Source organism: Cytobacillus sp. C11.1, assembly GCF_058145115.1.
Map to the genome: position 1 here is coordinate 4721245 of NZ_CM176935.1, position 17622 is coordinate 4738866.

The following is a 17622-nucleotide window of genomic DNA, read 5'->3' on the forward strand; positions in this document are numbered from 1 at the left end:
TTAACTCATACAGTTTGAAAGCAGGTGAAAGAGAATGTCAGTAAAAATTTTGGCTGACAGCGCGTGTGATTTGCCGATAAGTTTTTATAAAGAAAACGGCGTCACACTTTTTCCATTAAAAGTTCATTTATTCGATACAGAGTATGAAGATTTAGTAACGATCGAACCAAAAAAAGTCTATAACGCTATACGCGAAGGCCAGGTTCCTAAGACCTCCCAAGTATCTCCGCTTCATTTTGAAAAAACGTTCACCGAAATGGCGGAAAAGAATGAAGATGGCATTTATATCGCTTTTTCCTCCGAGCTTTCGGGTACATACCAAACAGCTGTTATGATCCTTGAACAAGTGAAAGAGAAATATCCCGGTTTCAATTTAACCGTCATAGATTCCAAGGCTGCATCACTAGGTTACGGACTGATCGTAAAGGCTGCTGTGAAAAAAATGCAATCAGGCGCTACAAAGGAAGAAATTCAAAAGGATATCGAATTCCGCTGCCAGCACTTGGAGAGTTTATTCACAGTCAACGACCTGGAGTATTTGGCAAAAGGCGGCCGTGTTTCGAAAGCTTCCGCATTTTTGGGCGGACTACTGAACATTAAGCCTCTTTTAAATGTCGAAGATGGCAAACTGGTTCCGATCGAAAAGCTGCGCGGAAAGAAAAAGCTTTTTCGCCGGATCATTGAGCTGATGAAAGAAAGAGGAGCCTCGTTTGAAAATCAAACTGTCGGCATTAGCCATGCCGACGATGAAGAAACTGCTCTTGAAATGAAAACACTAATTATAGACGAGCTAAACGCAAAAGAAGTCTATATCTCATCAATTGGCGCTGCCATTGGATCCCATACCGGACCAGGTTCAATAGCTATTTTCTTTCAAAATCAATTGTAGGCACACCCTCATTTGATTCGTACATACTCCAATCCATTCTGACAGACAATAAGATTGTACTTCAGTTTCCATCATGCTGAAGAATAAACCTTACAGATTGGAAAGGAGTATTTTTAGTATGCCGCATACTTCTGATAATGATAAAAAAGCAAAAGACAATAACGCGCTTCGCCACGAAAAAAATATGATGCGCGAGAAGAATCGAAAAGCCGGAAAAAACCAGTATTCCAAAAAGACAGACCATCTATAATACAAAACGGGCAAGCTTAGGCTTGTCCGTTTTTCTTAAGATATGTCCAGCCTTCCTCCTGATATACCTTACCTTCCTTCATAAGACGCCCTAAAGCCCTTTTAAACGAAGCCTTGCTCAACTGAAAACGTTCTTGAATATCTTCCGGGTCACTCTTATCGCCCAACGGCATAGCACCATTTCGGCTTTCCAAATAGGATAGAATCTTTTCTGAATCCTCATCAAGCACTTCATGCTTTCTTGGAATGAGAGAAACATTCACTGTTCCGTCTTCCTTTACATCCACGATCCGACCTTCGACTTTTTCACCTAGGCGCGGCTCCCTTTTCCGCTGGGATTCATGGATAAATCCCTTAAAGCCTTCTGCTGTATAAATCCAGCTTCCGACTTTAGCCGTTCTGTATATATGCCCATGTATATTTTTATTAAAATCACTTCTTGCTGCTTTAACAGCGATTTCACTTATAACCGGATCGGTAGCCATTTTTACGTAAATACGGTTATTCTTATTCACTCGTAGAGTAATGTACAAAGTGTCCCCCACTTTGGGCCAGACAGCTTCATGTACTGGAAGATCTTCTTCTCCCAGGAGCATATCCTTTTGAACACCAATATTGATAAAAACTCCAATGCCCGGCTTTACATCGTTCACTTCCGCCCAACCATATGTTCCAACCTGAACTTCTGGAATATTCGTTGTCGCAGCGATTCTCCCCTGTGAATCAACATAAAGGAACGCCTCAACCTCCTGTCCCTCTTCCAGCTTCTCTTCTGTTTCATTTTGATGAAGCAGGACGTCCTCTTCTTCTCCATCAGTTAAAAAATAGCCAAATGCCGCCTCTCTTGATACAGTCAGCTTGGCTGTACGGCCCAAGTATTCCTCTAATGCCATTTCTGTTTCCTCCTTTTATTGAAAATAATTCACTTTTTCACTGTAAACATCAAATATTCATTATATTAAATCTTTCCCTTTAAAGATCTTATAACTCCTAAAGTTGTTTGAACTGCTATATTTTACTATAATAAGGACGTAAAGTGAAACTTCTTTTTGAAGGTGCTTTTCCTTCAAAAAGTTAGTTGAACTTATCGGGTTTTTACTGTCCGTTATACCTCTTGAATCATCAGTTTTACGGACAGTTAAAACGCGGTAAAGTGAAACTTCTTTTTGAAGGTGCTTTTCCTTCAAAAAGTTAGTTGAACTTATCACGCTCAGGTCGCCACATCCTGTGGCTTTGCCTGACTAGGACGTCCTGTCCGTCGTCGGGTTTTTACTGTCCTTTATACTTCTTGAATCATCAGTTTTATGGACAGTTAAAACGCGGCAAAGTGAAACTTCTTTTCGAATGAAATTTGTATGTCCAAGGAGGCTGCCATGTCTAAAGAAAGCTCATTTGATATTGTATCCAAAGTTGATTTTTCAGAAGTGACAAATGCCATTAATATCGCTATGAAGGAAATTTCCACACGCTATGACTTTAAAGGAAGCAAAAGTGACATAAAGCTGGATAACGAAGAGCTTGTCCTTGTTTCGGATGATGAATTCAAGCTTGAACAGCTCAAGGATGTTTTATTGGGCAAATTGATTAAAAGAGGAATTCCAGTGAAAAACCTCGATTACGGCAAGGTTGAAGGAGCCTCAGGCGGAAATGTCCGTCAGAGAGCCAAGCTTGTTCAAGGAATTGATAAAGAGAATGCGAAAAAAATCAATACCCTTATTAAGAACAGCGGTGTAAAAGTGAAGAGCCAGGTTCAGGATGACCAGGTCCGCGTTACTGGTAAAAACCGTGACGATCTCCAGAAGATTATTGCAGCTGTAAGAGATGCTGATTTGACTGTTGATGTCCAATTCGTAAATTATCGCTAAATTCTCATAAGCAAACGGATTAATTCCGTTTGCTTTTTCTTCGTTAATAAGCAAGCAGCCAGCTTCATACATATAATATAGGAATTTATGATGAAAAGGCGGCCTAAAAATGCTTATTAACAAATATGCAAGATATCTGTTTCTCTTTGCCTGTTTTACTCATGCTGCTACCTTCCTTTACTTTTTTATAAGCTTGATTTCAAATGCCTTGGATGGATCCCATACTGAATCCCTGTTTGATATCTCCCCTCTTTTACTGTTTCTACTAACATTTGGTTTGCACCTGCTCCCGCAGCTTCGATCTTCATTATTATCCCGACCTCTTTTATATACTTTCCTGACTGCTTTAGTTACCATAGCCTGGGTTTGGCTTTTATCTGCCGGAGTGCAGATGTTTTATTCGCTGGTTTATTGAGTTTATTCGCAGATTGTGATCTTTGTTGTTAGCACAATTGATGGTTATATTCGCTGAATTCGTAGCTTTTTTTGTTAGGAATGCTTTTCTTTGCTATGTTCACAAAGAGGCGGTTCATAAACCGCCTCTTTTTAATTTCCCCCTTAATCAACCCCCTATTTATTAGAGTTCATTATTTCTTCACATTTACTGCGGTCACAGTGGTACATTATCACCTATTATACCTTTAGGGGTATTAATAAAACATAAAACCGATGGAGGATGATTATATAATGGGTAAGAAAATTATTATTGTTGGCGGAGTTGCAGGGGGAGCTACAACAGCAGCTAAAATGCGCCGTTTAGATGAAGATGCAGAAATTATTATGTTTGAAAGAGGAGAGTTTATTTCCTTTGCGAACTGCGGACTACCTTACTATATTGGTGAAGTTATTAAAGAAAGATCCAAATTATTGGTTCAAACAGTTGAAGGCATGAAACAGCGTTACAACATCGATATTCGCAATTTTACAGAGGTAACTTCCATTGACCGTGAACAAAAGAAAATCACTGCTAAAAACGTGCAGACTGGCCAGGAATACTCTGAAACTTATGATTTTCTTATTTTATCACCTGGAGCAAAGCCAATTGTTCCTCCAATTGAAGGATTAAAAAGCAGCAATGTATTTACTTTAAGAAATATTCCTGACATGGATAAAATCAAAGGTTTCGCAGAAGAAATGTCGCCACAAACAGCCGTGGTAATTGGCGGAGGATTTATCGGATTGGAAATGGCAGAGAATTTAAAAGAGGCAGGCCTTACTGTTACGATTGTAGAAAAGTCTCCACAAGTTATGGGACCTCTGGATCCTGAAATGGCAGGCATTGTGCAAAATCATTTAGTTGAAAAAGGGATTAATCTTGTCCTTAACAACGGAATCGAAAAAGTACAGCAAAATGGACAGCAGGTTGTGCTCGAAAGCGGCGATGTGCTTGAAAGTGATCTTATTATCCTTGCTATTGGTGTATCTCCAGAAAACACCCTTGCGAAAGCTGCTGGCCTGGAGCTTGGAGACAGAGGCGGAATTAGGGTAAATGAATACCTGCAAACATCTGATCCGTCTATCTACGCACTCGGGGATGCAATCGAAGTAAAAGATTATGTGAACGGAACACCTACCATGATTCCGCTTGCATGGCCTGCAAACCGCCAGGCACATATAGTAGCTCATAGCATTAATGGCAAACATATCAAATATCCAGGGACCATGGGCACATCAATTGTAAAAATCTTTGATTTGACTGCTTCCCTAACAGGCAATAACGAAAAAACATTAAGAAGATTGGGTATAAAATATGAAGCTGTCCATATTCATCTGCTTTCACATGCAGGCTACTATCCTGGTGCTTCCCAAATATCGATAAAGCTTCTTTTTGATAAAGAAACAGGAAAGATTTTTGGAGCCCAGGCAGTCGGGGAGGATGGAGCAGATAAAAGAATTGATGTCATCGCAACTGCCATCAAAGGCGGCTTGACTGTCCATGATTTACAGGAGCTTGAATTGGCATATGCCCCACCATTCTCTTCTGCAAAAGACCCGGTAAATATGGCAGGATACGTGGCGTCCAATATTGTTGATGGAATGATTGAAACCGTACAATGGGATGAAATTGACGAGATCCTCAGAGAAGGCGGCTACTTACTGGATGTCCGGACAGTGAAAGAGTTTAAAAATGGCCATATCGAAGGCGCAGTTAATATTGAGCTTGATCAATTAAGGGAAAGACTTGCTGAGCTTCCTCAAGATAAAACGATTCATATCAACTGCCAGGTTGGCCTAAGGGGTTATCTTGCATCAAGGATTCTGCAGCAAAATGGATTTAGGGTAAAAAACCTTACTGGAGGTTATAAGACTTATGCCATTTTAAATAAGTAATTGGAAAGGGGTGTTGAGCCGTAATGGTGATGCACTCCTTTTGTGTCTTTATTTTCGCCTCTTTCCTCATAGATTGTTGTTTTGTTTATGAATTGTGCCCGTTGATTTCCGCTACGGGCACTTGCTTTCCGCGGGGAGCGATGATAGCCTCCTCGGCTTCGCCTGTGGGGTCTCGCACTTCCCTCTCTTCCCGCAGGACATTGAATAAACTTCCTTGAATAGACACCGCACGAAGAAAATGCGAATGCATTTTCGAGGATCAAGTGCCCTCCGCTACAATCAACTCAGTTGGTTAAAATACATTTGCCTTCAAAAAGCAACAAACTTTACGAAAACAGCCTTATTTTTAGTGGATTGTATACGAATTCTTTTTGCATCGTTACCAACTTTATTTGCGTCATTACCTCTATTTTATGCGTCGTTAGCATCTGGATTTGCGTCTGCAAACTCTTTTTACGTCCAGTCTGCCCTTTTGCACGTGAATTTTAACCTCTTAACACTGTTTATCATCAACCTAAGCATATTTTCATCAGCTAAGCCGATATATCATCAACTTTCCTTTTTATCGTCAAGTATGAAACCTTTCATCAACTAGGCTATACACATACCTTATTCATCAACTTCCTTTACAAATTTATACATTATCAGTTCATCTGCATAGGTTCCATCTGATCTCTTAATATGCTTAATCTTTCGGCCTTCCTCTAGAAATCCTAATTTTTTGTATAAGTGTATAGCGCGTTCGTTATAGGAAAAGACTTCAAGGCAAACTTTTTCCAGACCAGGCTCTTCTTCTGCCCACTTCAGAAACTGGTTCATCAACCTGCCGCCCAGTCCTTGATTGCAGTATTTTTCCTGAATCGTAATCCCAAAATAACCAAGGTGGCGCACCTTCTTATTTTTCGAGCGTTTAAAGTTAAGCATCCCAATCACTTCTTCGTCTATCTCCGCTACTAAAATCAAATCTCCAGATTGATGACTTTGTTCAATCCATGCTTCCTCTTCTCCAAGAGTTAAATTAAATTCACCAGGCTCGGTCATTAAAAAGTCAGTTTCCCCAAAGGCTTTTTTGCAATGCGCCAGAATGGCTGCTGCATCTGTTTTCTTAGCTGATCTTATTTGCATGGCTATTCTCCCCCAGCTATTTTTGACCTTATTATATGGGTCAATGCAAATAATTTCCATGTTTTTTCTCCATAATAAAATGGAAATTACCTAATATCAATCGTTTGGAGGGATGCAATAATGTCTAACAGTCAAAACAACCCTAAGGAATTTCCGCCGCAGCATCAGGATCATCAGCCTGGCACAGAAAATCCGATGCAGCCTGAGCCACAATCTGTTGATCCCAATTACAAGGGTTCTGATAAATTAAAAGGTAAGATAGCCTTAATTACAGGTGGAGACAGCGGTATTGGAAAATCGGCCGCCATTTACTTTGCTAAAGAAGGCGCCAACATTGCCATAGTCTACTTGGATGAACATGAAGATGCAGAAAAAACCAAAGCAGCCATTCAAGCTGAAGGCCAGGAATGCCTGCTGATTTCCGGTGATATCGGAAGTGAAACCTTCTGTAAAGATATTGTCAATAAAACATTAGATAAATTTGGAAGGATTGATGTCCTCGTTAATAATGCAGCAGAGCAGCATCCGCAAAAAAGCCTGCTGGACATCACAGCCGAGCAGCTGGAAAAGACTTTTAGAACAAATATCTTTTCTTTCTTCCATCTAACAAAAGCTGTCCTGCCGCATCTTAAACAAGGAAGCTCCATTATTAATACTGCTTCCATTACGGCATACGAAGGAAACGAACAGCTAATAGACTATTCATCTACAAAAGGCGCAATTGTTTCCTTTACACGTTCATTGGCAAAATCACTGGCAGGCCAAGGAATCCGTGTTAACGGAGTAGCTCCCGGCCCAATATGGACACCGCTTATCCCATCTACTTTCTCAGCGGAAAAAGTATCAAAATTTGGAGCAAATTCACCAATGGGCAGAGCTGGCCAGCCATACGAGCTAGCTCCAGCTTATGTATACCTTGCAAGTGACGATTCCTCTTATGTGAGCGGCCAAATGATTCATGTAAATGGCGGCACCATCGTAAATGGATAGTAAAGCAAAATGGGAAGCCACATTGGCTTCCCTTCCTTTATGACAATAATAACGGTTTTTCCGGATTTGGACTGCTGCATGAACAGCGTTTTACGATTTCATGCGGAATAATAATTCTTTTAACAGGTTCGCGCGGATTTTCAATTCTGTAAATAAGACTTCTTGCAGATTCAAAGCCGAGATCGAAAATATTGATATCAACTGAGGTTAATGGTGGTCTGGACATCTCAGCCAGCAGGACATTATTAAAGCTGATGATTGACATATCTTCCGGAACCTTGATTCCTAGTTCATCCAATGTATTCAATACACCAAGCGCCATTAAATCGTCGGCAACCACCAGTGCTGTAGGAGGCTTTTCCAGGGATATGAGCCCTCTGACAGCCTCCTGTCCGCCTTCTTTTAAAAATTCCTCATGGACTATATATTCATTAACCAATTCAATATCAGTTTCTCTTAACGCTTTTTCATAACCAAGCAAACGTTCAACGGTTACAGTTAGGTTCAAGCTTCCTCCGACAAATGCAATCTGCTTATGCCCCAGCCTGATTAAGTATTCGGTTACTTCCTTAGCGGCACGGAAGTTATTATTATCCACGTACGTGATTTCTTCCTCATTAGAAAAGGGTTTCCCAATAACGACAAAAGGAAAATCTCTCTCCTTTAGGAAGGAAAGGACTTTATCTTCCACTTTTGAGTAAAGGAGAATCACTCCATCCACTCGTCCGCCCTGTACCATTTGGATTACACCATCATATATTTCATCATCCGTTTTTCCAGTTGTCATATGGAGAGCATAATGCCTCTCATGTGCACCCTCGCTCAGACCTCTTAGAACAGTTGGAAAAAATGGGTTTTGAAAAACTACATCTGTTGAACTTGGCATAATGAGGCCAATAGCACGCGTTGACTGGCTTGCAAGACTGCGGGCAATAAAATTAGGATGATAGCCCAATTGTTCCATTGCCTCTCTGACTTTTTGCTTCGTTTTCTCGCTAATGCGGGGATTGTTTGCAATAACTCTGGAAACAGTCGAAGGCGCTACCTTAGCCATCTTTGCAACATCTTTAATTGTGACTGCCAATATAATCACCCTCTCCGTGAGGTCTCTGTTATTTATAGTATAATCAAAACAGTATAATTTTTCTTTCCTTTTTTAAACAGGAAGCTCCTGGTAACAAGCTTGGGGAAGAAGGGCTAATATAATTGCAGCACCATCACAAAGAATGACGTACTTACAAAGGCATTGCCATCTATCTACTCTGCCTTCTTCCTTTTGGAACGTTTCCATAAAAGGAAGATAAAAATCATGAAGGCTGTATATACTGCCGCTAAAGCAGCTATCAAGGGAATGTTCAAGCCCGATTTCTCGGCTAAAATATATACCTCTGCCTGTTCACGGTCAATGATTAGATTGTAGTTCCCATCCTCGCTGCTGATAAGGTCATCCCCTATTAATCCGCGAAGTTCTTTTCCTTCCTCTACCTGAGATGAATCAAGAACAACTTTTTGAGATTTGGTTGAATTATTGATGGCAATGACAGCTGTTTCATCTTTGTAAGTCCGTTTATATACAGCCATGCCATCCTTCTCTTCCAAAAGCTCCATATCTCCCCTTGTTAATGAAGGAAGCATCTGCCTTACTTCGCCGAGCTTCGCTATATAGTCGATCAGCTCTTTATCTGTACGGAAATCCATCAGTCTTCGGTTATCTGGATCCTCGCCGCCGTCAAGCGCGATTTCGCTACCATAATAAACAATCGGAATCCCCGGAACTGTATACATATAGGTTAAAGCCAGCTTCCATCTTGGCCCTGGATGATGGTTCTTCGATATGGCATCACGCGTAAATCTAACCGTATCGTGGTTATCCATGAAGGTTCCCATCAAATGTGGATTTTCATAGAAAGCTTTATTTCTATCCCAGCTTGTAAAAAGCCAGCTCAAAGATTTATCAGGTTCCGCAAAAGCTGTTCTTAAATGGTCATTCAAAGGATAATCAACAAAACCGTCTATGCCTGTTTTCTCATATTCAGCAATATACTTTGGATCATCGGACCAAACTTCACCTAGCAGATAAACATCTTCTTTGACGCTTTTAACACCATTGGCGAACTCGGTCCAGAAAGTTTTAGGCACATGCTTGACGGTATCCAGGCGGTAACCATCAACATCCGTCTCTTCTATCCACCATTTTGCCGCATCGATTAAATAGTTCTTCACTTCCGGATTTTCCTGCTTTAAATCAGGCAGCCCATAAATCCAGCCATTTTCAATCTCAGTTTGGTTTGTCCAATTGGCAATATCCTGCTTTTCATGGAACCAATCGTTTTTCTCAGGATCGTTAACCCATTCATGATTATAGCCGACATGGTTAACGACGAAATCCAAAATCACTTTCATATCCCTCTTATGGGCTTCCTGAACAAGCTGTTTGAATTCATCCATTGTCCCAAAATGCTCTTCTGTATTATAAAGATCTTTAATCCAGTAACCGTGGTAACCTTTTTCTTCATTATCAAACACGGGAGTCAGCCAAATTGCAGTAAACCCCATATCTTTAATGTAGTCCAGGCGTTCTATAACACCCTTAAAATCTCCGCCATGATAGGCCTTGGGATCTTTGACATCTACCTTAAAATCATTGTTTGGATCACCGTTGCTAAAACGATCAACCATTAAGAAATAAATTGTTTCATCTTGCCATTTTCGCTCTTCTTTTTCAGCTGCTCCTGCCGGCAGGGCATAAAAAAGAAGAAACGGGATTAAGATGAAGGTTATGATTCCTTTTTTCATCGCCGCTCCTCCTTCATTTTTCAAGACACTGCATGGCAGAAGCACTTGTTTATCATCCAAGTATTACGACTGCCAAAAGGCTTGTAAAAGTTTCAGCCCTTTAAGATTAGCCTTTCGTTCCCCCTGCAGTCAAACCTGAAACAAAGTATTTCTGGAACATCAGGAACAGAGCCGCAATCGGGATGGCAATCAGAACAGATCCTGCAGCAAATTTGGTAAATTCATTTCCAAACTGTTTCGCAACCATTTCGTATAGTCCAACAGCCATCGTGAATTTCTCGTCTGTTCTTAATAAAATTCTGGCTAAAATAAAGTCACCGAATGGGGCAATGAATGAGAATAATGCCACTACCGCCACAATTGGCTTTGCCAGTGGCATGACGATCTGCCAAAACACACGCAAATGGCTTGCTCCATCCATTTTTGCAGACTCATCGAGCTCTTTTGGTATCGTATCAAGGTATCCCTTCATTAACCAAGTATTCATCGGAATCTGCCCGCCTACATATACAAGGATTAATCCAAGATGTGTATCAATTAATCCTGTTCTTGTTGCTAAAACGAAAATAGCAATTAATGCTGCAAAGTTAGGAATCATTTGCAGTATTAAGAATGTAAGCAAGCCATTTTTTCTTCCCACAAAACGGTACCGTGAAAAAGAATAGGCTGTTAATGACACTGTGATAACAGTCAGGATCATTGTAAGTGTGCTTATCTTCAATGAATTCCAGTACCAATGAACATAATTGGATTTTTCCAGATCGAAAAGATATTTGTAATGGTCCAAAGTCGGGTTCTCAGGAAACATCGTGGATCCCGATAAACTTTGTCCCGGATTCAAGGAAGAACCCACTACCCAAAGAAGCGGATAAATGACAATAAAGCTCATAAAAGCAATGATTAAATACGAAGCAGTTAGCCGGATTATTTTATTTTTTTTCATACTCATAGCTACATCAAATCCTCTTCTTGGAATGATCTTGTTCGTTTAAACTGCCACAGAGCCACAGTTACAACTATAAGCGATAGAATCATAGTGACTGCAGCTGCCTTTCCATATTGGGCAGATGTCATTGTCAGTTTATAGATCCAGGAGATGAGAATGTCCGAACCGCCGGCATTTTGTCCCGGGATAGCAGGGCCTCCTCCATTAAACAAGAAGATTACGTTAAAGTTGTTAAAGTTAAAAGTATATTGCGTGATGATAATCGGTGCTGTTGCAAAAAGGACAAGCGGTAAAGTAATCTTAGTAAATTTTTGCATTATGGAAGCACCATCAACCGTTGCTGCCTCGTAAAGCTCATCCGGAATGGATTGGAGAACTCCAGTTGTCATGGCAAAAATGAATGGGAATCCCAGCCATGATTGGATAAATATCAAAGCTAACCTTGTCCAGTTCTCTTCTGTCATCCATGGGATAGAGCCAATACCAATCGAATCAAGGATGGTTTTATTAATAACTCCGAAGGTTTCATTAAACATACCCGAGAAAATTAGGATAGAAATAAAAGCAGGTACTGCCCAAGGAAGGATGAACACCGTACGGATAATCGCCTTTCCTTTAAGATCCTTCTGATTAACCAAGATTGCAAGGAAGATTCCCAATGCCACCTGAAGAGTGGTTGCAACGAATGTCCAGACAATTGTCCAGCCCATTACGCCAAAGAAAGTTTTTCTCCATAAATCCAATTTAAAAATATCAATAAAGTTTTGAATTCCAACCCAATCGACAAGTTTGGCAGGTGGTGAATGATATAAATCGTAGTTGGTGAATGCAAGCAAGACTACGAATAAAATCGGAAAAATAACAACGAATACTAATAGAAAGAACCCCGGTGATATCATTAAGTATGGAAAACCATTGTCCAACAGGTTATGGTACTGTTCCCTTACGCTATTCAGGATTAGCCCCGCGTCACGTTTTTTTCCGTTATTATAGGCATCATAGATAATGAAAGCATAAATGATAAGCCCCAAAGCTGTAACAATAAGTGCAATAATTCCATCAATAAGCAAAAAGATGGAATGATCGAGAACTGGTATTTCACCTAGAGTGATAAGACCCCAAAAACCCCAATTCAGCGTATCGTAAAAAGCTGCAAAGAAAGATACCGTTAGAATTAAGAAGATAGCACCCTTTAGGAATTGTTTATTATAAAACTGCCCGAATCCAGGTAAGATGGATAAAAGTGCAGCATTTCTTCCATGGTTGGTTGATGTTTTAGTGACATCCATTTTTGTCCGGCCTCCCCTTTCTTTATAGGAGAAAGAATTTATTATTCTTTATTATTATAATTCATGTAATTGTTAATCATTGATGTTTAATTTGTGCAAACGGTTGCTCTAGAAAGGAATATTAAAACGGCTTCTGCCGCATTCATACCATTTTGTCAAACTATAAAAATGATGGGCAATACCTCCGGAGAGGTACCGCCCTTAGTCTGTCAAGTTATTACTTGGCAGGGTGATTTGTTTCAATATTTGTTTTGATTGTTTTTACTGCATCATCAAGAGCTGCTTTTGGTTCAGCTTTTCCTGTAGCAATTGTTTGAAGTGCAGAAGCCATTGGTCCCCATACTTCAGCCATTTCAGGAATGTTAGGCATTGGAACTGCGTATTGAGATTGTTCTGCAACAGCTTTTGCAGCTTCGTTATCTGCAATAACAGGATCCTCAATTAGAGCTTTTACTGGAGGAATTTCCTGAGTTGTCTCAAATCGGATTTTTGCATTTTCTTCGTTTGTGATATGTTCAACTAATTTAGTTGCCCAGTAAGGGTTTTTAGTGAAGGCAGTTACGTGCCAGCCTTTCACACCCATGAAAGTTTTAACAGGTTCACCGTTTGGAAGCTTTGGCATAACCGCTACACCAACGTCAATTCCTGCATCTTTCATGCCTTGCAATGCCCATGGTCCATTCATAACGGATGCTGCATTACCTTCGTTGAACAAGCCGTCCATTGCAGCACCGCCGCTTTCCCCGATAATTCCTTTAGGGAATAAACCTTCGCTATACCACTTCTGAATAAATTCGGCACCTTCTACAGCACCATCGTTGTTTAATCCAACATCTTCACGGTCTAATGCACCCTCGTTTTCTTTGAATACATATCCGCCCATACCAGCGATTGGTCCATGTGCGAAATAGAAGTTATCGAATAGTGCCAAGAATCCATACTGTTCGCCAGTAGTTAATTCCTTAGCTTGAGTGTATAACTCATCCATTGTTTCAGGAGCTTTATCCATTAATGCTTTGTTGTAGATAAATACAGGTGTTTCGGTTGCTTTTGGAAGACCGTAAAGCTTTCCATCGAACATTTGTGCAGTAATTGATGAGTCTGTGAAAGTATCAAGAACACTATCTTCTACGCTAATTTCTTGAAGTAAGCCTTCAGTTACAACCTGGCCGATTTGATCATGCGGAAGAGTTACAACGTCTGGAGCATTTCCGGCAGGTCCGTCCAGCCTTAACTGGTCACGGATCTTATCAGCCATACCCAATTCCTTAAATTCTACTTTAATGCCATATTCTTTTTCAAAAGATTCAATTGCAGGCTTTAATGCTACACCTTTATCTGTATCTTCCCAAACTACTAATTTTTCTGGTTTTGGCTCTTCAGCCTGGTTTTCGCTTGTATTGCCGTTATCTTTTTCTCCTGTGTTTTCTGGCTGTGCCTCACGCTGAGGACCACAAGCTGCCAGCATTCCGATTACTAAAATCAGCATCAAAAAGAAAGATAATGACTTTTTCATGGTATTGCCCCCTCCTAATATATCTGTTGCTTAATACAAAACGTACAACCGTTTGCACAAAACTGTAAACGCTTTTATTTCTCTTTAAAAAATTTTGCGCTTTCACCTAATCTCTTTTTTTGAGCGAAATCTATTGAATTCACTCTATGAAAACGATTGCACAATTTCTAATTTTTATTATACAAGGTTTTTGGGCTTTTACAACTACTTTTTTATAAATTTTATTGTGTTCAAATTTATAAAAATTAAGAGGTATATTCTTTCTTATTCTATATTTTCATTTCATCCATATGTTATAATGCAAGCGATTGCACTTTTTGAAAGGGGAATAAGAATGGAAAAAGCAGCTATCATCCACTATCCTTCTGATCACTATGTCTATCCATATAATGAAAAAACTCTACATATTAGAATACAAACCAAAAAAGATGACGTTGCAGAAGTAACTTTAATACACGGTGACCAATATTACTGGTCTGATGGAAAATGGCAGTTTGAAGAAACAGATATGTTAAAGTCAGGTACAGATGGGATTCATGATTATTGGCATGTCTTTATTGAACCACCTTATAGAAGATCAAGGTACGGCTTTAAGTTAAAGTCAGGAGAAGAAGAATTGATTTTAACTGAAAAGGGCTTTTACGCTCTACCTCCAGCTGATTCCGGTTATTATTTCAACTTTCCCTATCTTCATGCTGAAGAGGTCTTCAAAGCCCCTTCATGGGTGAAGGATACTGTTTGGTATCAAATTTTCCCGGAAAGGTTTGCAAACGGAAATCCTGAAAATGATCCAGAAGCAGCTCTCCCTTGGGGCAGTACCCCGCCTTCTCCCACTAATTTTTTTGGCGGCGATTTTGAGGGAATAATTGAACATTTGGATTATCTACAGGAACTTGGCATTACAGGTATTTATTTCACTCCTGTTTTTAAAGCCTTTTCCAACCATAAATATGATACAATCGATTATCTCGAAATTGATCCCCAGTTCGGGACAAAGGAAACTCTCAAACGACTTGTAGAAGAGTGCCATAAAAGAAACATTCGCGTTATGCTTGATGCCGTTTTCAATCATAGCGGATACTACTTCCCGCCCTTTCAGGATGTGCTTGAGAACGGGGAAAAATCAAAGTACAAGGATTGGTTTCATCCGCACAGCTTCCCTTTAAAGGGTGGAGAATACCCTAATTATGAAACCTTCGCTTTTGTGGCACAAATGCCAAAGCTGAATACAAAAAATCCGGATGTAAAAGAATACTTGCTTAAAGTGGCCAAATACTGGATTGAAGAGTTTAATATTGACGGCTGGAGGCTTGATGTAGCTAACGAAGTTGACCACCAGTTTTGGCGTGTATTCAGGCAAGCCGTAAAAGCCATTAAACCTGATCTTTATATTTTAGGTGAAATCTGGCACAACTCCATGCCTTGGCTGCGCGGGGATCAATTTGATGCAGTCATGAATTACCCTTTTACAACCAATCTGCTGAACCTGATAGCGAAGAAAACCATAAATGGCAATGAATTCGCCAATAATATGACAGCTGAAATTCACCGCTATCCGGCTAATGTTTATGAAGCTGCATTCAATCTTGTCGGAAGCCATGATACACCAAGAATTCTGACGGAATGTGAAGGAGATAAAGACAGGGTTAAGCTTATATATACGATTTTATTTACCTTTATGGGCTCTCCTTGCCTTTATTATGGTGATGAGATAGGGTTGAGCGGCGAAATGGACCCAGGGTGCAGAAAATGCATGGAGTGGGATGAAAATAAGCAGGACCGTGAACTTTTCTCCCATATTCAACAGCTGATCAAACTGCGCCGCGAAGAAAAATTGCTGGCCAATGAAGGACAATTTGAGTTTATCCATACAGGCAGTGATCTTGTTGCCTACCAAAAATACAATGACTCAAAAACAATCGTTGTACTGGCTAATCCTTTAGCTGAAAAAGCTGAATTTACACTGCCATATAATATGAAGGGCGTTAAAATCACAAACTTGCTTTCAGGGGAAGAGTTTGCTGCAGAAGCGTCCAGCTTAAAAGTAAAGCTGCATGGCTTTGGATTTGATATTTTGTCATTCCCTTCTTAAAATTAATGGTTCTTTAAACACGCTGTTGATTTCCGATTTAGAAGTATATTAGAATCTGTTAAGAAAAGTTCTTAAGTGCAAATCCTTAAGACTTTTCTTTTTTCGTTTTAGAATGTCTGCATTCCCTTATCAAGGCATGAAAAATATATCAACTTTACACACTGGGAGAATAGAGATGACTAGGAACCACAAAAAACTTACATTATTTGCTTTAACATGGCCCATATTTATAGAAATTTTGCTCCATATGCTAATGGGGAATGCAGACACTCTTATGCTATCGCAATATTCGGATGAATCTGTCGCAGCTGTCGGTGTTTCCAACCAGATCCTTTCCCTTGTTATTGTCATGTTCGGCTTCGTAGCTACAGGTACATCAATTTTGATTGCCCAAAACCTTGGAGCAAAAAATAATAAAATAGCAGCAGAAATATCAGTCGTATCTTTGGGTGCCAACCTTGTTTTCGGAATCCTCTTAAGTATCCTTTTATTTATTTTAAGCAAGCCATTGCTGCGAATGATGGACCTGCCGGAGGAACTTTTAAATGAAGCGAATTCCTACCTGGTCATTGTTGGCAGCCTATCCTTTGTTCAAGCTCTGATCATGACAATCGGCGCGATTATCAGAAGCTACGGATTTACAAGGGATGTTATGTACATCACTATTGGCATGAACATTTTAAATGTAATCGGAAACTACTTTTTTATCTTTGGGCCTTTCGGTTTTCCAGTATTGGGTGTTGAAGGGGTTGCCATATCTACGGTTGTCAGCCGATTAATTGGATTTGCAGCCGCTGTAGCCGTTTTACTTAAGCGCACAGAAAATGCACTCCCTTTTGGAATGCTATTCCGTTTTCCAAAAGAACACATAAAAAACCTTTTAAAAATTGGGATTCCCTCCGCTGGGGAACATTTATCCTATAACGGGTCGCAGATGGTCATAACCATTTTTATTGCTGCCTTAGGTACAGAAGCACTGACAGCTAAAGTGTATGCTCAGAACATTATGATGTTCATTTTTCTTTTTAGTGTTGCCATAAGCCAGGGGACTCAAATTTTAATCGGGCATATGGTTGGTGCCAAGGATTATAATGCTGCCTATCACAGGTGCCTAAAAAGCCTGCGCCTGGCCATTATGATTTCATTTGCTACAGCTGTGCTTTTTGCCGCTTTCTCTGAAGAACTGATGGGAATTTTTACGTCAAATGCCCATATTATTAAAGTTGGCAGTGTGCTGATTCTATTAACCATCATCCTAGAACCTGGCAGATCATTTAATTTGGTCGTCATTAACTCATTGCGTGCTGCAGGTGACGTAAAATTTCCGGTTTATATGGGCATTCTGTCCATGTGGGGAGTAAGTGTGACACTATCCTATCTTCTGGGAATCCATTTTGGCATGGGGCTTGCAGGCATCTGGATTGCTTTTATTGCTGATGAATGGCTCAGGGGATTGCTCATGCTATGGCGCTGGAAGTCTAAAGTATGGATTAACAAATCCTTTGTGGCATCCAAAGCAGTTTAAATCATAATA

Annotated in this window: 15 protein-coding genes; 7 read left to right on the top strand and 8 right to left on the bottom strand. The window is 40.0% G+C overall.

Annotated elements, in window-relative coordinates:
* The first annotated feature begins 34 nt into the window (after positions 1–34).
* On the top strand, positions 35–889 hold the full coding sequence (locus AC3ZVC_RS23360) for a DegV family protein (RefSeq protein ID WP_490065460.1): 855 nt from the start codon (positions 35–37) through the stop codon (positions 887–889).
* Between the two features lie 118 nt (positions 890–1007).
* Complete coding sequence (locus tag AC3ZVC_RS23365) at positions 1008–1139, top strand: DUF3941 domain-containing protein (protein ID WP_071976845.1); 132 nt, start codon at positions 1008–1010, stop codon at positions 1137–1139.
* A gap of 16 nt (positions 1140–1155) precedes the next feature.
* Here AC3ZVC_RS23365 and AC3ZVC_RS23370 read toward each other — a convergent pair whose 3' ends face one another.
* Positions 1156–2031 carry a CvfB family protein gene (locus AC3ZVC_RS23370; protein ID WP_490065461.1) on the bottom strand — a complete coding sequence of 292 codons (876 nt, stop codon included), beginning with the start codon at positions 2029–2031 and terminating at the stop codon, positions 1156–1158.
* A gap of 480 nt (positions 2032–2511) precedes the next feature.
* On the opposite strand from AC3ZVC_RS23370, the gene AC3ZVC_RS23375 reads away from it, so the two are divergent.
* On the top strand, positions 2512–3003 hold the full coding sequence (locus AC3ZVC_RS23375; protein WP_490065462.1) for a YajQ family cyclic di-GMP-binding protein: 492 nt from the start codon (positions 2512–2514) through the stop codon (positions 3001–3003).
* A gap of 185 nt (positions 3004–3188) precedes the next feature.
* On the opposite strand, the gene AC3ZVC_RS23380 is transcribed toward AC3ZVC_RS23375, so the two are convergent.
* Entirely contained in the window at positions 3189–3311 is a 123-nt protein-coding gene (locus AC3ZVC_RS23380; protein ID WP_490065463.1) for a hypothetical protein, read from the bottom strand.
* A gap of 379 nt (positions 3312–3690) precedes the next feature.
* Between AC3ZVC_RS23380 and AC3ZVC_RS23385 the strand changes: the two genes are divergently transcribed.
* On the top strand, positions 3691–5334 hold the full coding sequence (locus AC3ZVC_RS23385) for a CoA-disulfide reductase (RefSeq protein WP_490065464.1): 1644 nt from the start codon (positions 3691–3693) through the stop codon (positions 5332–5334).
* Positions 5335–5943: 609 nt separating this feature from the next.
* On the opposite strand, the gene AC3ZVC_RS23390 is transcribed toward AC3ZVC_RS23385, so the two are convergent.
* The gene (locus AC3ZVC_RS23390) at positions 5944–6459 is read right to left on the bottom strand and encodes a GNAT family N-acetyltransferase (protein WP_490065465.1); all 516 of its coding nucleotides are present in this window, start codon (positions 6457–6459) and stop codon (positions 5944–5946) included.
* Between the two features lie 120 nt (positions 6460–6579).
* Between AC3ZVC_RS23390 and AC3ZVC_RS23395 the strand changes: the two genes are divergently transcribed.
* A complete protein-coding gene (locus AC3ZVC_RS23395; RefSeq protein ID WP_214726191.1) occupies positions 6580–7449 on the top strand; it encodes an SDR family oxidoreductase in 870 nt (289 codons plus the stop codon).
* A gap of 37 nt (positions 7450–7486) precedes the next feature.
* On the opposite strand, the gene AC3ZVC_RS23400 is transcribed toward AC3ZVC_RS23395, so the two are convergent.
* The 5 genes from AC3ZVC_RS23400 to AC3ZVC_RS23420 form a co-directional block, all read right to left on the bottom strand.
* On the bottom strand, positions 7487–8533 hold the full coding sequence (locus tag AC3ZVC_RS23400; RefSeq protein WP_490065466.1) for a LacI family DNA-binding transcriptional regulator: 1047 nt from the start codon (positions 8531–8533) through the stop codon (positions 7487–7489).
* 173 nt (positions 8534–8706) lie between these two features.
* Positions 8707–10245 carry an alpha-amylase family glycosyl hydrolase gene (locus tag AC3ZVC_RS23405; protein WP_490065467.1) on the bottom strand — a complete coding sequence of 513 codons (1539 nt, stop codon included), beginning with the start codon at positions 10243–10245 and terminating at the stop codon, positions 8707–8709.
* A 106-nt stretch (positions 10246–10351) separates the two neighbouring features.
* Positions 10352–11194: a sugar ABC transporter permease gene (locus AC3ZVC_RS23410; RefSeq protein WP_144545762.1), complete on the bottom strand. Its 843-nt coding sequence runs from the start codon at positions 11192–11194 to the stop codon at positions 10352–10354.
* A 2-nt stretch (positions 11195–11196) separates the two neighbouring features.
* Positions 11197–12480 (bottom strand): carbohydrate ABC transporter permease, encoded by a 1284-nt coding sequence (locus AC3ZVC_RS23415; protein WP_490065468.1) that lies wholly within the window; start codon positions 12478–12480, stop codon positions 11197–11199.
* A gap of 217 nt (positions 12481–12697) precedes the next feature.
* The gene (locus tag AC3ZVC_RS23420) at positions 12698–13996 is read right to left on the bottom strand and encodes an extracellular solute-binding protein (RefSeq protein WP_490065469.1); all 1299 of its coding nucleotides are present in this window, start codon (positions 13994–13996) and stop codon (positions 12698–12700) included.
* A 334-nt stretch (positions 13997–14330) separates the two neighbouring features.
* On the opposite strand from AC3ZVC_RS23420, the gene AC3ZVC_RS23425 reads away from it, so the two are divergent.
* Together AC3ZVC_RS23425 and AC3ZVC_RS23430 are read left to right on the top strand one after the other, a co-directional pair.
* A complete protein-coding gene (locus AC3ZVC_RS23425; RefSeq protein WP_490065470.1) occupies positions 14331–16088 on the top strand; it encodes an alpha-glycosidase in 1758 nt (585 codons plus the stop codon).
* A gap of 175 nt (positions 16089–16263) precedes the next feature.
* Complete coding sequence (locus tag AC3ZVC_RS23430) at positions 16264–17613, top strand: MATE family efflux transporter (RefSeq protein WP_490065471.1); 1350 nt, start codon at positions 16264–16266, stop codon at positions 17611–17613.
* Positions 17614–17622 lie beyond the last annotated feature (9 nt).

Excerpts from the sequence above, each read along its gene's own strand:
- AC3ZVC_RS23360 (WP_490065460.1), top strand. The coding sequence starts at position 35 with ATGTCAGTAAAAATTTTGGCTGACAGCGCGTGTGATTTGCCGATAAGT.
- AC3ZVC_RS23385 (WP_490065464.1), top strand. The coding sequence starts at position 3,691 with ATGGGTAAGAAAATTATTATTGTTGGCGGAGTTGCAGGGGGAGCTACA.
- AC3ZVC_RS23390 (WP_490065465.1), bottom strand. The coding sequence starts at position 6,459 with ATGCAAATAAGATCAGCTAAGAAAACAGATGCAGCAGCCATTCTGGCG.
- AC3ZVC_RS23365 (WP_071976845.1), top strand. The coding sequence starts at position 1,008 with ATGCCGCATACTTCTGATAATGATAAAAAAGCAAAAGACAATAACGCG.
- AC3ZVC_RS23410 (WP_144545762.1), bottom strand. The coding sequence starts at position 11,194 with ATGAGTATGAAAAAAAATAAAATAATCCGGCTAACTGCTTCGTATTTA.
- AC3ZVC_RS23380 (WP_490065463.1), bottom strand. The coding sequence starts at position 3,311 with ATGAAGATCGAAGCTGCGGGAGCAGGTGCAAACCAAATGTTAGTAGAA.
- AC3ZVC_RS23395 (WP_214726191.1), top strand. The coding sequence starts at position 6,580 with ATGTCTAACAGTCAAAACAACCCTAAGGAATTTCCGCCGCAGCATCAG.
- AC3ZVC_RS23375 (WP_490065462.1), top strand. The coding sequence starts at position 2,512 with ATGTCTAAAGAAAGCTCATTTGATATTGTATCCAAAGTTGATTTTTCA.
- AC3ZVC_RS23415 (WP_490065468.1), bottom strand. The coding sequence starts at position 12,480 with ATGGATGTCACTAAAACATCAACCAACCATGGAAGAAATGCTGCACTT.
- AC3ZVC_RS23425 (WP_490065470.1), top strand. The coding sequence starts at position 14,331 with ATGGAAAAAGCAGCTATCATCCACTATCCTTCTGATCACTATGTCTAT.
- AC3ZVC_RS23370 (WP_490065461.1), bottom strand. The coding sequence starts at position 2,031 with ATGGCATTAGAGGAATACTTGGGCCGTACAGCCAAGCTGACTGTATCA.
- AC3ZVC_RS23430 (WP_490065471.1), top strand. The coding sequence starts at position 16,264 with ATGACTAGGAACCACAAAAAACTTACATTATTTGCTTTAACATGGCCC.
- AC3ZVC_RS23405 (WP_490065467.1), bottom strand. The coding sequence starts at position 10,245 with ATGAAAAAAGGAATCATAACCTTCATCTTAATCCCGTTTCTTCTTTTT.
- AC3ZVC_RS23420 (WP_490065469.1), bottom strand. The coding sequence starts at position 13,996 with ATGAAAAAGTCATTATCTTTCTTTTTGATGCTGATTTTAGTAATCGGA.